The 14,051-nt window shown below is 74.8% G+C and carries 10 protein-coding genes; 4 read left to right on the top strand and 6 right to left on the bottom strand.

Annotation, left to right across the window (positions count from 1 at the left end):
- Positions 1-4 precede the first annotated feature (4 nt).
- The gene (locus tag CP968_RS31285; RefSeq protein ID WP_150521182.1) at positions 5-1,048 is read left to right on the top strand and encodes an aldo/keto reductase; all 1,044 of its coding nucleotides are present in this window, start codon (positions 5-7) and stop codon (positions 1,046-1,048) included.
- Here the strand turns inward: CP968_RS31285 and CP968_RS31280 are convergent.
- Both CP968_RS31280 and CP968_RS31275 read right to left on the bottom strand, forming a co-directional pair.
- Entirely contained in the window at positions 1,045-2,760 is a 1,716-nt protein-coding gene (locus CP968_RS31280) for a thiamine pyrophosphate-dependent enzyme (protein WP_150521181.1), read from the bottom strand. The two genes, CP968_RS31285 and CP968_RS31280, sit on opposite strands and share 4 nt — an antisense overlap.
- 114 nt (positions 2,761-2,874) lie before the next feature.
- Positions 2,875-4,455: an FMN-binding glutamate synthase family protein gene (locus tag CP968_RS31275; protein ID WP_150521180.1), complete on the bottom strand. Its 1,581-nt coding sequence runs from the start codon at positions 4,453-4,455 to the stop codon at positions 2,875-2,877.
- Positions 4,456-4,591: 136 nt separating this feature from the next.
- Between CP968_RS31275 and CP968_RS31270 the strand changes: the two genes are divergently transcribed.
- On the top strand, positions 4,592-5,776 hold the full coding sequence (locus tag CP968_RS31270; protein WP_150521179.1) for an aromatic acid exporter family protein: 1,185 nt from the start codon (positions 4,592-4,594) through the stop codon (positions 5,774-5,776).
- Between the two features lie 65 nt (positions 5,777-5,841).
- Here the strand turns inward: CP968_RS31270 and CP968_RS31265 are convergent, their stop codons facing one another.
- Positions 5,842-6,303 carry a DUF5709 domain-containing protein gene (locus tag CP968_RS31265; RefSeq protein ID WP_150521178.1) on the bottom strand — a complete coding sequence of 154 codons (462 nt, stop codon included), beginning with the start codon at positions 6,301-6,303 and terminating at the stop codon, positions 5,842-5,844.
- A gap of 162 nt (positions 6,304-6,465) precedes the next feature.
- Here CP968_RS31265 and CP968_RS31260 point away from each other — a divergent pair, with 162 nt between their 5' ends.
- Together CP968_RS31260 and CP968_RS31255 are read left to right on the top strand one after the other, a co-directional pair.
- Complete coding sequence (locus tag CP968_RS31260) at positions 6,466-6,675, top strand: hypothetical protein (protein WP_150521177.1); 210 nt, start codon at positions 6,466-6,468, stop codon at positions 6,673-6,675.
- Positions 6,676-6,901: 226 nt separating this feature from the next.
- Complete coding sequence (locus CP968_RS31255; protein ID WP_150521176.1) at positions 6,902-7,771, top strand: DUF2382 domain-containing protein; 870 nt, start codon at positions 6,902-6,904, stop codon at positions 7,769-7,771.
- Between the two features lie 80 nt (positions 7,772-7,851).
- On the opposite strand, the gene CP968_RS31250 is transcribed toward CP968_RS31255, so the two are convergent.
- The 3 genes from CP968_RS31250 to CP968_RS31240 all read right to left on the bottom strand — a co-directional run bounded on the left by CP968_RS31250 (position 7,852) and on the right by CP968_RS31240 (position 14,028).
- Positions 7,852-8,241, bottom strand: a complete 390-nt coding sequence (locus CP968_RS31250; protein WP_229886866.1) for a hypothetical protein — start codon at positions 8,239-8,241, stop codon at positions 7,852-7,854.
- A gap of 223 nt (positions 8,242-8,464) precedes the next feature.
- Entirely contained in the window at positions 8,465-12,310 is a 3,846-nt protein-coding gene (locus tag CP968_RS31245) for a SpoIIE family protein phosphatase (protein ID WP_150521175.1), read from the bottom strand.
- Between the two features lie 173 nt (positions 12,311-12,483).
- Positions 12,484-14,028, bottom strand: coding sequence for an MFS transporter (locus tag CP968_RS31240; RefSeq protein ID WP_150521174.1), 1,545 nt, complete (start codon positions 14,026-14,028; stop codon positions 12,484-12,486).
- Positions 14,029-14,051: the final 23 nt, after the last annotated feature.

Raw genomic sequence — 14,051 nt, 5'->3', positions numbered from 1 at the left:
ACCCATGCAATACCGCACCCTGGGCCGCACCGGCGTACAGGTCAGCACCCTCGCGCTCGGCGCGATGAACTTCGGCCGGATCGGCCGCACCACCCAGGACGAGGCCACCGCCATCGTCGACGCCGCGCTCGACGCCGGCGTCAACCTGATCGACACCGCCGACATGTACGGCACCGGCGACTCGGAGGAGATGGTCGGCCGGGCCGTCGCCGGGCGCCGCGACGACATCGTGCTGGCCACGAAGGCGACCCTGCCGATGGGCGACGGGCGCAACCACCGGGGCAGTTCGCGCCGCTGGCTGGTCACCGAGCTGGACAACAGCCTGCGCCGCCTCGGTGTCGACCACGTCGACCTGTACCAGATGCACCGGTGGGACCCGCTGACCAGCGACGAGGAGACCCTGTCGGCCCTCACCGACCTGCAGCGCGCCGGGAAGATCCGCTACTTCGGCTCCTCCACCTTCCCCGCCTACCGCCTCGTCCAGGCCCAGTGGGCCGCCCGCGAACACCATCTGGGCCGCTACGTCACCGAGCAGCCCGGCTACTCGGCCCTCCAGCGCGCGGCCGAGACCCACGTCCTGCCCGTGACCGAGGAGTACGGGCTCGGCGTGCTCGTGTGGAGCCCACTGGCCTCGGGCTGGCTGTCGGGCGCGGTCCGCGCCGGCCGGCCCGCCACCACCAGCCGGGCCGCGCTGATGCCGGAGCGCTTCGACCCCGCCGTCCCCGCCAACCGGGCCAAGCTCGACGCCGTCGAGCGGCTGGCCGCGGTGGCCGACGCCGCAGGGCTGACGATGATCCAGCTCGCCCTCGGCTTCGTCACCGCCCATCCGGCCGTGACCAGCGCGATCATCGGCCCGCGCACGCCCGAGCACCTGCACGCGCAGCTCGCCGCCGCCGACACCGTCCTGTCCGGGGACGTGCTCGACGCGATCGACGCGATCGTCGCGCCCGGCACGGACCTCGCCCCGGAGGAGAAGTTCGACACCCCGCCCGCCCTGCTCGACCCCGCGCTGCGCCGCAGGCCGCGTCCGGCCGGCCCGGCGGACTAGGGAAGGATCTCCTTGACCTTGGCGATGGCGTACCCCCACCCCTGGCTCACCGTCGGCTTGCCCGGCACGGCCACCTCCTCGGGATTGGTGAGCACGTCCAGCAGGACCGGGCCCGGGGTCTCGAACGCCCGGCGGACACTGTCGTGGAGGTCCTCCGGGTCGGTGACCCGGATGCCGGTGATGCCGAGCGCCGTCGCGACGGCCGCGAAGTCGGGATTGTCGAGCTCCGTGCCGAACTCGGGCAGCCCGGCCTGCTCCTGTTCGAGCTTGACCATGCCCAGTCGGCGGTTGTCGAAGACGACCAGCTTCACCGGCAGCCGGTAGGTCTTGATGGTCATGAGGTCCCCGAGCAGCATGCTCAGCCCGCCGTCGCCGCAGAACGCGACGACCTGCCGGTCGGGCGCCCAGAGCTGGGCACCGAGGGCCTGCGGCATGGCGTTGGCCATCGAGCCCAGGTTGTACGAGCCGATGAGGCGCCGGCCGCCGCCCATGGTGACGAACCGGGAGAGCCAGACGGTGGCCATGCCGGTGTCGGAGGTGAAGACCGCGTCCTCGGCGGCGTACCGGTCGACCGCGGCGGCCAGCGCCTCGGGCCGGATCTGGTGGTCGCGGTTGTCCAGGGCGGCCCGCAGCCGGCCCGTCCAGCGGTGTTCGTGGGCGGGATCGGCCAGCCGCTGCTGGCCCTCCTGCCAGTGCGCGAACTTCTCCCGGGCCTCGTCCAGGTGCGCCCGGTCGGCGACCTCCGCCAGCAGCGGGAGCAGGGCGCGCAGCGTGGCGCCCACGTCGCCCGCGAGGCCGACGTCGACCGGGACCCGGCGCCCGAGGTGGTCCTCGCGGGTGTCGATCTGGACCACCTTGCAGTCCTTCGGGTACCAGTCCCGGTAGGGGAAGTCGGTGCCCAGCATGAGCAGGGCGTCGCCGCTGTCGAGGGCGTGCGCGGCGGCCGGGTTGCCGATCAGTCCGGTCTGGCCGACCTGGAAGGGGTTGTCGCCCTCGAAGCCCTCCTTGGCCTTCAGCGTGAGGACCATGGGCGCGGAGAGCTGCTCGGCGGCCCGCAGGACCTCCGTACGGGCGTCGCGGGCTCCGCGGCCGACGAGCAGGGTGACGCGGGAGGCGGCGTTGAGGAGCTCGGCGGCCGCGGCGAGGGCCGGGTCGTCGGGCCGGGTGACGGCCCGGTCGAGGGCGAAGCGCGCCGGCCGGTCGTCGGTGAGCTCCTGGTCGCCGAGGTCGCCGGGGACGGTCAGGACGGCGACGCCGCCCTGGCTGACGGCGGCGCGCACGGCCGACTCCAGCATCCGCGGCATCTGGTCCGGAGAGGTCACGGTGGCGCGGTAGACGGCGACGTCCCGGAAGAGGAGGTCGTTGTCGACCTCCTGGAAGTAGTCGCTGCCGATCTCGGCGAGCGGGACCTGTCCGCAGATCGCGAGGACCGGGGTGCGGCTCTTGGCCGCGTCGTAGAGACCGTTGAGGAGGTGCACGGAGCCGGGGCCCACCGTGCCCATGCACACGCCGAGGGTGCCGGAGAGCTGCGATCGGGCGCCGGCGGCGAAGGCGGCCGCCTCCTCGTGCCGGCAGCCGACCCAGCTCACCCCGTCCGTGGTGCGGATCGCGTCGGTCACCGGGTTCAGGGCGTCTCCGACGACTCCGAAGACGTGCTCGACGCCCAGGTCCTTGAGTGCGTCGACGATCACGTGGGCGACGGTACGAGCCACGGGGGGTCCTCCGGTCCGGTACGGCTCCGGCTGCGGCGCTCGCGGAGTGCCGGCCGGGGCTCTTCTTGGTGTGTCAGGGCGGGTGAGGCGGGTGGTACGGCGGTGAGCGGGCGGTCAGGCGGAGAAGCGGTCCGGGTCGGCCGCCTCCCAGTCGGATGCCCAGCCCTCGGGCGCCGAAGCGAGCAGTTGTCCGGGGGTGAGCCAGGTGTGGATCTGCGCGTAGGAGCGGACGGTGTGCGGGTCCACGCGCTGGAGGAGCTGGTGGGGGCGCAGCCCGGACGGGTCGTCGACGCCCATCGCCGCCATGATCCGGAGGCTCTTGACCGTGGCCTCCTGGTAGCGCTCGACGCGCTGCGACTTGTCGCCGACGTCGACCGCGCGGGCCCGGAGCTCGTCCTGCGTGGCGACCCCGACGGGACAGGTGTTGGTGTGGCAGCGCTGGGCCTGGATGCAGCCGATCGCGAACATCATGGCGCGGGCGGCGTTGGTGTAGTCGGCACCTTGCAGGAGGCGTTTGACGAGGTCGCTGCCGGTGGCGACCTTGCCGCCGGCGCCGACCCGGACGCGGTCGCGCAGCCCGGCTCCCACGAGGGCGTTGTGCACGGTCATGAGGCCCTCACCGAGGGGCAGTCCGACGTTGTCGGCGAACTCCAGGGGCGCCGCGCCCGTACCGCCCTCGGCGCCGTCCACGACGATGAAGTCGGGCGCCGTGCCCTCCTCCAGCATCGCCTTGCACACGGCGAGGAACTCCCGGCGCGAGCCGACGCACAGCTTGAACCCGACGGGCTTGCCGCCGGCCAGCTCCCGCATCCGGGCCAGGAACCGCACCAGTTCGCGCGGGGTGCTGTAGACGCGGTGGTAGGGCGGTGAGATCACGGTCTCGCCCTGCGGCACGCCGCGGACCCTCGCGATCTCGGCGGTGACCTTCGGGCCGGGCAGGACGCCGCCGATACCGGGCTTGGCCCCCTGGCTGATCTTCAGGGACACGCATTTGACCTGCTCGTGGGCGGCCTTCTCGGCGAACTGCCGCGGGTCGAAGTCCCCGTCGTCCGTACGGCAGCCGAAGTAGCCGGTGCCGATCTCCCAGACGAGGTCCCCGCCGGGCCGCAGGTGGTACTCGGACAGGCCGCCCTCGCCGGTGTCGTGGGCGAAACCACCGCGCCGGGCACCGGTGTTGAGGGCGAGGACGGCGTTGGCGGACAGGGACCCGAAGCTCATCGCCGAGACGTTGAGCAGCGCCATGTCGTACGGCCGGGTGCAGTCGGGGCCGCCGATGGCGACCCGGGGCGCCTCGGTGCGCACCGGGCGCGGGGCCATGGAGGGGGTGAGGTATTCGCTGCCGGGCAGGTAGAGGTCGCGTTCGGTGCCGAACGGTTCCTCGGCGTCGGTGCCCTTGGCCCGCTCGTAGACGATGCTGCGGGTGTCGCGGTCGAAGGGACGGCCGTCGAAGTTCCGCTCGATGAAGTACTGCTGGAGCTCGGGCCGCAGGGCCTCCAGCGCGAAGCGCAGGTGCCCGAGCAGCGGGTAGGTGCGCAGGAGGGAGTGACGGCGCTGCACGAGGTCGTGGACGGCGACGGCCAGGAGCAGCAGCAGCGGGACGGCCGCGGCCCACCACCGGGGCGAGAGCAGGACGGCGGCGACGGCGGCGGTCGCGGCGAGGACTCCGAGGAGGACTACCGGAAGTATCTTCGACACCTCGCGCTTGTGTCCCGAAGCGCGAGGGCCAATCGCCGCGCGCCGTGCGGTCCGGCGGGCCGGGCTGCCGCGTGGATCACAGGTCGGAGCACGTTTGGGCCGGGCCGGGCGGGCATACGCCGACCGGAGGTGGGACATGCCCGAGTGGAAGCAGGTGCCGGCGGCGGCGAGGTCCGCTGTCTCGGAGACGGCCGATTACGTCCGGCGCGGGGTGCGCGGCCAGGGCAGTGAGCGCGACGACCTGCTGCTGGGCGCGAAGACCGTGGTAGCGGCCATGGCCGCCTGGATGCTGGCCCGGTACTTCCTGCCGGTGGCGGTGGCCACGTTCGCGCCGTTCACCGCGCTGGTGACGCTCCAGACGACGGTGTACCGCTCCGTACGGGACTGCGCCCAGTACCTGCTCGCCATGACGGCGGGGGCGGCCCTCGCCGCGGCCCTGGCGGCGGCCGTCGGCATCCACGGCTGGACGTTCGGGCTGCTGACCCTCATCGCGCTCGCGGTCGGCCGGGTCCGGCGCCTGGGGGCGTACGGCACTCAGGTCGCGATCGTCGGCTTCTTCGCCTTCTCCTCCGGGCAGGGCCGGATCGACTACATCGGCCACCTGGTCGCGTCCGTCGTCATCGGCGCCGCCTGCGGCCTCACCGCCCACCTCGTCCTCGCGCCCGCCCGGCACACCCGGCACCGCCAGGAGGCCGTGGCCGAGCTCCACACGGGCATCCGCCAACGCGTCGGCACCCTGGCCGACGTCTTCGAGGCGGACGTCCCGGACGACGGCGACGACAGCGCGGGCGACGGCCGGCCGGACCGGGTGCGCCGGCTGCGCCGCGACTGGCGCAGGCTCTCCGACGAGGCCGACCGCGTCCGGCACACCCTCGACGCGGAGGCCGAGAACAGCCGCCTCAACCCCCGCCGGAGCGTCGACGACGCCCATGAGGCCCTCCCCCGGGCGCGTACCGCCCTCGACACCGCCCAGCGCTGCCTGGACCACATCCGGTCGGTCAGCCGCAGTCTCGACCACGCCCTCGACAGCGGCGAACTGGACACCGTGCCGGCTGCGTTCCGCACCGCCTACGCCTCCCTGCTGCGCACCGCCGCCACGGCGATGGAGCAGGTCGGACGGACCGGGCGCACCGAGCCGCAGCACCTCGACGAGCTGCTCGACCGGACCGCGGCCGAGCTCGACCGCGCCCAGCGCGCCGCCCGGCCGGGCCCGGACACGCGGCCGGCCGTCTCCACCCTCCAGGGCACGCTGCTGACCGACGCGGGCCGGCTGGTCGCGGAGCTGCGCCAGGGCCACCGGGCGCTCGACCCGGCGGCCTGAGGGCGCGTCCGCCGGAGGCGGCCCGGCCGAGGGGCCGCGCGGGCGTCCGCGCGGCCCCGGCCGCGTTACGGCCGTTCCCCGTCCGGGTCGTCGATGACGTGCACGGCGGCCTCCTCGGCGGAGGCGGCCCCCGCGTCGATGCCCACGTCGCGGGCGAGCACGTTGTTCTCGTGCGGCGCGTCGGTGGCCGGGGCCAGCCGGCCGGCCCGGGCTCCGCCCGCCTGCGGGTCGACGGGCTCCCCGGCCCCGCCGGCCAGGTCTCCGATCCCGTCCCCCGGCGGCGGCTGCTCGTCCGGGACCTCCCGGGCCAGCCGCTCGTCCAGGCTCTCCCCCTCGCGCTGCTCCGCGCCCGTGGTGGCGTGGCGGTCGCTCGCGTAGGGCTTCTCGGGCGGCGAGTAGCCCTGGTCGAGCAGGGCGTCCGTGTCGGGTTCGCCGACGCTGTCGTCCATGTCCGGCTGGACTTCGGAGCGCTCGTCCTCCGGCTGGGGCTGGTAGACGTCGTCGCCGCGGGCGTCGGATCCACTCATCGGTACGTCCTCTCCTCGTGGCGGCGCGCGGTTCGGGATGCGCCGCCTCTCTCCGCGCACCTCCCCGGAATTCCCGGAATCACGCGGTGGAGGCGCGGCGATCACGCGGCGCGGCGACCCCGGTCGTGCGTCGGGCCGCGGAGTGTGGTCGGATCGGCTGTCATGGACCACGACCTCCGTACAGACGACCGTCCCGACCGTGACGGCGCCCGCCAGCGCGAGCGGGCCCGCAGGACGGTCGCCTCCCACGCCACCGGCCCCGAGGACTTCGCCGCGCTGCTCGACGCCCTGGACCTGCACGCGGCCCGGGACGCGGAGCGGACCGCCCGGACGAGCGCCGCCGGCGACCTGCACACCTTCAACAACGGGTAGCGGACCGCCGGGCGGGGCCACCCGTCCGGCGCAGGCCGCTCACCTGGCGTGTGACGGCGGTCACGCTACGGAGCTCAGGCGCGTGGGGCCCGCGCGGCGCCGGACGGCCCGTTCCAGCGGTTGCGGCGACACGGTTCCGGGTGCGGTCTGGAGGGGGACACGGGGTGAGCGCGGGACATCGAGGTCGCCGCGCGTCGCGTGCCGCACCGCACTGGAGGATTCACCGATGAGCGCTGGAAACGGATTCCTGAACACCGAGCAGCTGATGAACCTGACGGCCTACGACGCCGACGGCGAGAAGATCGGAAGCATCGGTCAGGTCTACCGCGACGACGCGACCGGCCGGCCGGAGTGGGTCACCGTCAAGACGGGCCTGTTCGGCATGAAGGAGTCGTTCGTCCCCCTGTCGGGCGCCCGCAGCGACGGCGAGGCCCTGCACGTCCCGCACTCGAAGGACGTCATCAAGGACGCTCCGCGCGTCGACGCCGGCCAGCACCTGGACGCGGACGAGGAGCGCAGGCTCTACCAGCACTACGGCCTCACCGCCGCCCACGGCAACGGCAACGCCGGCCGGAAGGGCGAGCGCACCAGCGTGGAGGCCCCGGGCATCGCCACGGGCACGTACGTCGACGACCGCAGCGGTTCCCGTCCCGGCCAGGACAAGGGCGTCAGCCGCGGCGCGGCGCCGGGTGACGGCCGGCGCGGCAAGGACGAGCTGATCCGCTCCGAGGAGCGGCTGCGGGTGGCGACCGAGAACGAGGAGGTCGGCCGCGCACGCCTGAAGAAGGTGGTCGTCACCGAGAACGTCACCACCACCGTGCCCATCAGCCACGAGGAGGTCCGCGTCGTCCGCGAGCCCATCCGCGAGGGCGACCGGGTACGGGCCGACATCGGCGAGGCCGAGACGGAGGTGACCCTGCACGCCGAGCGCGCGGTGACGCGCAAGGAGACCGTGCCCGTCGAGCGCGTGCGCCTGGAGACGGAGAAGGTCACCGAGCAGAAGGAGATCTCCGACACCGTCCGCAAGGAGCAGATCCGCTACGAGGACGGCAAGGACACCCGTCGCGGCGACGGCCGCAACGGCCCCCGCCGCTGACGCCCGGCCGAGCGGCCCCCCGCGCCCGCCCGACGGTCCCCCGCGGCCGTCGGGCGGGCGCGGCCGTCTCCCCGCCGGGCTCAGGCCCCGGGCACGCCGGGGGCCGCCAGGGCGCGCGCGTGGGCGCAGGGGCTGTCGCCCGCCGACGCCGGGATGCGCATCAGGCGCAGCAGGTCGCGAGTGGTGCGCCGGCTCAGCGTGCTGCGCCAGGCGACCCCCGGGTGGCGCGACCGCAGGTGGGACAGCGCCCGGGTGTCCAGGCCGGTGCCGTGGAAGCGGTCGTCGATCTCGACGCCGGTGATCACGGCGTCGGCGCAGGTGGGGCAGATCCGGTAGCGGACCTCGCCGACGACCTTGCGGATGTGGACCAGGAGCAGGCTCGCCTCGCCCGTGCCGGCGTCGCCGGGCAGGCGCGAGGACAGCAGCTCGACGTCCCGGTAGGCGCGGATCCTGCGGCGCAGGCGGCGCACGATCCCTCCCCGGCGCGAGCGCCGGTGCCCCCGGGCCGCGGGCTGCGGTGTCGCGGCCCCGGGAGCCGACCGGAACAAGCTGCTCGTGGGCCGCGCGTGATGTCCGTGCATGCGACGCGTGTGCCCGTGCGGCGCCGGTCGATGCTCCTGCCGACGGGTGAAATCACCGCCGTCGCCGCCGCGGACCCCGGCTGGGCTCCGTATCGGCTGGGTCCTGCGCCGGTCAGGGCTGGCGGTAGACGAGCAGGGCCACGTCGTCCTCGTGGTGGCCGCCGCCCAGCAGGGAGGCGCAGAGGTGCTCGACCGCGGCCGCGGGTGCGAGGCAGCGGCTCTCGGCGAGGGCCGTGGCCGCACGGGCGATGCCGAGGTCGATGATCTCGGACCGGCGTTCGACCAGGCCGTCGGTGTAGAGCAGCAGGGCGCAGCCGCCCGGCAGGTCGGCCGTCGCCTCGGGCCGGGCGTGTCCGGGCAGCACGGCCAGCGGTACGGCCTGGGCGCCGTCGAGCCGGCGCGTGGTGCCGTCGGGTGCGGCGAGCAGGGCGGGCAGGTGGCCCGCGCTGCTGTACGTGACCGTGCCGGCGGCCGGGTCGATCACGGCGCAGAACACGGTGGAGCAGAAGGCGCCGGGGAGGATCTGTCCGAAGCGGTCGAGGGCGCCGAGGGTGCGGGCCGGGCCGTTGTTCTCCAGGAGGAGGGCGCGGGCGGCACTGCGCAGCTGGCCCATGGTGGCGGCGGCGGGCAGGCCGCTGCCGACGACGTCGCCGACGACGACCCCGTACCGGCCGTCGGGCAGTTCCAGGACGTCGTACCAGTCGCCGCCGACCTCCAGGGTGGAGCTCGCGGGTTCGTAGCGGACGGCGAAGGGGGCCGGGAGGTCGGTCGGACCCAGGATGGCGCGCTGGAGGGCGAGGGCGACCGTCCGCTGCTCGTCGGCGGCGCGGGCCCGGCTGAGGGCGCGTTGGAGGTGGCCGGTGAGCTGGAGGAGCAGGGTGCGGTCGACGACCGTGAAGGGGCGGGGCCGGTCGAACTCGAACCAGAGCATGCCCTGCTCGGCGCCGTCGAAGAGGGGGGCGCCGACCGCGCTCACCGGCCGGCTGTCGGCGCGGCCGGGCGCGGTGTCGTCGTCCGGTTCGGTGAACAGCCGTCCGGTGCGGGCGTGCCGGGCGGCGCGCACCGGCGGCAGCTCGGGGCCGGCCGGCGGGACGGGGCCGGTGGTCGCGGTGGTGTCCGGCTCGTCCGCCTCGTCCCAGCGCAGCAGCGAGACGCGCCGGGCCTGCCAGCAGTCGCGCAGCTCGGCCAGGGCCACCCGCAGGACCCGGGGGCCGTCGTCGATGCCGGCGAGGAGGTCCGCGAGCCGGGCGACGGCGGCGTCGCGCTCGGCGGCCAGGTGCTGGGTGGTGACGTCGCGCAGGGTGCCGATCAGGAGCTTGCGGTCGCCGTCCCGGTCGTGGAGGGAGTCCAGGGCCACGTCCATCCACAGCCGGCGGCCGTCCCGGTGGTTCAGGGGCAGCACGACGCGTGCGGCACCCGTGGCCCGTACGGCGGCGAGGGCGTCGCGGACGAGGGCGAAGCCTTCGGGGTCCTGCTCCGCGGTCGGCCACCAGGGGTGGGGCACGGGCCAGGGCAGCTGTGCGGCGGGGTAGCCGAGCAGTTGGGTGAAGGCGTCGTTGACCTCGATGACGGCCAGTTCGGAGTTGGCGACGAAGAACCCGTCCTGCATGGCGTTGACCAGGGCGGTGCGCCAGGCGGACTCGTGGTTGCGCAGCCGTGCCAGGTCGAGGTTGGAGCGGATGCGGGCCAGCAGGTCGGTGGAGGAGAAGGGTTTGGCGAGGTAGTCGTCGGCGCCGGCGGCCAGTCCCTCGACCGCGGCCTCCTCGCCGGCCCGGGCGGAGAGGAACACGACGGGGGTGCGGGCGGTCGCCGGTTCGGCGCGCAGGGCGCGGAGCAGGTCGAAGCCGTCCCGGCCCGGCATCATGACGTCGGCGAGGACGAGGTCGGGGCGCAGGCTCCGGGCCAGCTCCAGCGCCTCGTCGCCGTCGGAGGCGAGCTCGACGGCGTAGAACGGTTCGAGCAGGCTGGTGAGGTAGGCGCGCAGGTCGGCGTTGTCCTCGGCGACGAGGACCGTGCCGGCTCCGGCGGCGGGCGGCGGCGCGGCCGCGCTCCGCGCGGGGGTCGGCGGCGCGCTCCACTGGAGCGCCTCGGCGACGTAGTCCCCGGCGGCGCTGCGGACGGCGGCCCGGGGCTGGGCGGCCGGGGGCCGGACGGCGGGGATGCGGACCGTGAGGGTCGTGCCGCGGCCGGGCCGGCTGGTCGCGCGGGCCTCGCCGTCGTGCAGGGCGGCCAGTTCCCGTACCAGGGCCAGGCCGATGCCGGAGCCCTCGTGGGAGCGTGCGCCGTCGGTGCGGGCCTGGCGGAAGCGTTCGAAGACATGGGGCAGTTCGTCCTCGGCGATGCCGATGCCGGTGTCCTCCACCCGGAGCTCGACCGTCTCGTCCGTGGGGACGAGGCTGAGCCGGACCTCCCCTTCGCGGGTGAACTTCAGGGCGTTGGAGAGCAGGTTGAGGACGATGCGCTCCCACAGTTCGGGGTCGGCCCGCACCGCGCCCGTCTCGGCGGGGCAGTCGACGGTGAAGCGCAGTCCGGCGCGCTGCATCGCGGGGGCGAAGGACTGGGCGATGCCTCGGGTGAGCGCGCCGAGGTCCACCGCCGCGAACTCGGGTTCCAGTCGGCCGTCCTGGATGCGGCTGAAGTCGAGCAGGGTGTCGACCAGCCGCCTGAGCCGGCCGGCGTTGCGTTCGATGATCTCCACGCGCCGGCGCTGGGCGGCGGGCAGCGGGTGCTGCCGGTCGGCCAGGCTGTCCTGGGCCGGGCCCGCGATCAGGGTCAGGGGGGTGCGCAGTTCGTGGCTGACGCTGGTGAAGAAGCGGGTCTTGGCCCGGTCGAGCTCCGCGAGCCGCTCGGTGCGCAGCAGTTGGGCGGCCTGGGCCTCGGCGTCGGCGACGGCCGCGCCCAGGTGGTCGGCGGCCAGGTTCAGGAACCCCCGCAGGGAGTCGTCCAGCGGCAGGTACGGGCTCACGCCGAGGACCAGGACGCCGCGCGAGCGGTCGCCGCCCGCGGCGGGCAGCGGCAGGGCGACGGCGGTGTGGGCCGGCGCGTCACCGGCCGGGTCGGCGCCGGGCAGCAGCCGGCCGGCCAGGAGCGGCGCCAGGTCCTCTCGGACCCGGGGCCGGCCGGTGGTGAGGGCCTGCCGGATCCAGTCCTCCCCGGCCCGTTCGGACACCGTCAGTGGCAGCGGGTCCTCCGTGGCGGACCCGGTGGCCGCGTCCGGGGCGGCCAGGCCGTAGGAGGCGACGGCGCGGGCCCGGCCCCCGTCTGCGTCTGCGTCTGCGTCTCCGTCTCCGTCTCCGTCGAGGAGGTAGACCACGCCGAAGGGCACGTCCGCGCGGTGGCGGCCCAGGACGTCCACGGCCGCGGCGCACGCCTGGCGTACGTCGGCCACCTGGGCGGAGCGGGCTTCGCCGAGCTCGCGCAGCGCGCCGAGCCTGCGGGCGCCCAGGACCTGGCCGGTGGTCTCGGTGACCACGGTGAACACGCCGCCCACTCCGCCGGCCGCGAGGGGTACGGGGCTGTAGGCGAAGGTGAAGTGGACGGCCTCGTCGAAGCCGTGCCGCTGGACGACGAGCGGCAGGTCCTCGCGGTGGGTCGCCTCGCCGCGGTCCATGACGCCGCGGATCCAGTCGCCCACCACCGGCCAGGCGTCGGCCCAGACCTCGGGGCAGGGGCGTCCGAGGGCGGGGTGCTTGGCCCCGAGGATAGGGACGAAGGCGTCGTTGTAGACCATCGCCAGCTCCGGGCCCCACATGAGCAGCATGGGGAAGGGGGAGTTCAGGCAGATGCCCACGGCCGTCCGCAGTTCCGGGCACCAGGTGCGGACCGGACCGAGCGGCGTCCGCGCCCAGTCGGTGGTGGCCATCAGCGGGTTCAGGGGGCTGCCGGAGGGTGCGAGGAGCTCCGGCGGGAATCCCGTGGCGTCTTCGACCGAAGGGCCCTCCGGTGTCTCGGTCGCCACGTCGCCCGCCTCTCCCTGCCTCACGCGTGATCCGGCGGCGTTGCCCTGCTCGGCCGCGGGGGCCGGAGATCCGGACCGCACCAGGCGAGCCAACAGGGCGGAGGGGATTTTGGCAATCCGCCCCGGTCACGGCGCGCCGCGCGGGCGGGCGTGCCGTGCCCCGGGAGGACGGATCAGCGGCTCGGCCGGGGGCGCAGGGCCAGGGCCGCGAGCAGCGCGGTGAGGGCGAGACCGGCGGCGGCGACGGCCGCCACCGCGGTGAACCCGCTGTCGTAGGCCCGTTCCGCCGCGTCGAGGAGGTCCCGGGCCGCGCTCCCGCCCAGCCCGGCCGCCACGTCCGCCGCACCGCCGAACGACTCCGTGACCGCCGCGCGGTGGTCCGGGGCCAGCCCGGGAAGCTCGGGCAGTGTGACGCGGTACATCGCGGCCAGTACGGTGCCGAGGACGGCCACGCCCAGGCCGGCACCGAGCTCGAACGACGTCTCCTGGATGGCGGCGGCTTCGCCGGACCGCTCCGGCCGCGCGGCGCTCATGATGGAGTCCGCGCCGAGGGTCATCACCACGCCCGCGCCGTACCCGGCGACCAGCAGCGGCCCGGCGAGGGAGGCGTACTGGCCGGCGGTCCCGAACAGGGCGAGGACGGCCAGCGCCGCCGCGAAGACGCCGAGGGCTCCGGTCAGGGCAGCCCGGTTGCCCCACCGGGCCGACAGCCAGGGTCCGGTCGTGGCACCGACCGCGTTGGCCGCGGCGAGCGGCATCAGGGCGAGCCCGGCCCGCAGCGGCGAGTACTCGCCCACCTGTTGCAGCCACTGGGTGAGGAAGAACAGCAGGGCGACGTAGCTGCCGAAGCAGCTGATGACGCAGAGGGTGGCGGTGGAGAAGCGGCGGTCGGCGAACAGGGAGAAGTCGAGCAGGGGTTCGGCCAGCCGCCGCTGCCTGCGCACGAAGGCGTACAGCAGCAGGGCGCCGCCCAGCGCGGTGACGAGGATCTTCCAGTCCACGCTCAGGTGTTCGCCGGCCTGCTTGAGCGCGTAGACGACCCCGGCGAGGCCGGTGATCGACAGGGCGACGCTGGCCAGGTCCCAGTGGCGCGGCGTGGGGTTCTTGGACTCGGGGATGAAGCGGGCGCCGACGACCAGGATGACGAGGACGATCGGTACGTTGACGAGGAAGACGGCGCCCCACCCCCAGTGCTCCGTCACCACTCCGCCGACCAGCGGGCCGATGGTCGCGCCCACGCTGTGCGCGGCCGTCCAGATGCCGATGGCCACGGCCCGTTCGCGGTCGTCGGTGAAGACGACCCTGATGATCGCCACGGTGGACGCCATGATCATGGCGGCGCCGACGCCGAGCGCCACCCGCGCGGCGATCAGCTGGGGGGTCGTCGAGGAGAACGCGGCCGCCGCGGAGGCCAGGCCGAACAGGGCGAAGCCGCACAGGACCATGCGCTTGCGGCCGATGCGGTCGCCGAGCGTCCCGCAGGTCACCAGGAGGGAGGCCAGCGTGAGGGAGTAGATGTCGACGATCCAGAGCAGTTGTACTCCGCTGGGGTGGAGCTCCCTGCTCATGCTGGGCACCGCGACGTGCAGCACGGTGAGGTCGATGCCGCACAGCAGCAGGCTGGTGGAGAGCACGGCCAGGACCGTCCAGCGCCGTCCCGACGCGGCCTGCCGTTCCGTGGGCGCGGCGGTGGGTGCGAGTGGTTCACTCTTGGGCATAGCGGCACTATGGGCCCGTACGG

The sequence above is a fragment of the Streptomyces subrutilus genome, from assembly GCF_008704535.1.
Classification (GTDB): domain Bacteria; phylum Actinomycetota; class Actinomycetes; order Streptomycetales; family Streptomycetaceae; genus Streptomyces; species Streptomyces subrutilus.
This window is presented reverse-complemented; position numbering and strand designations above follow the sequence as displayed.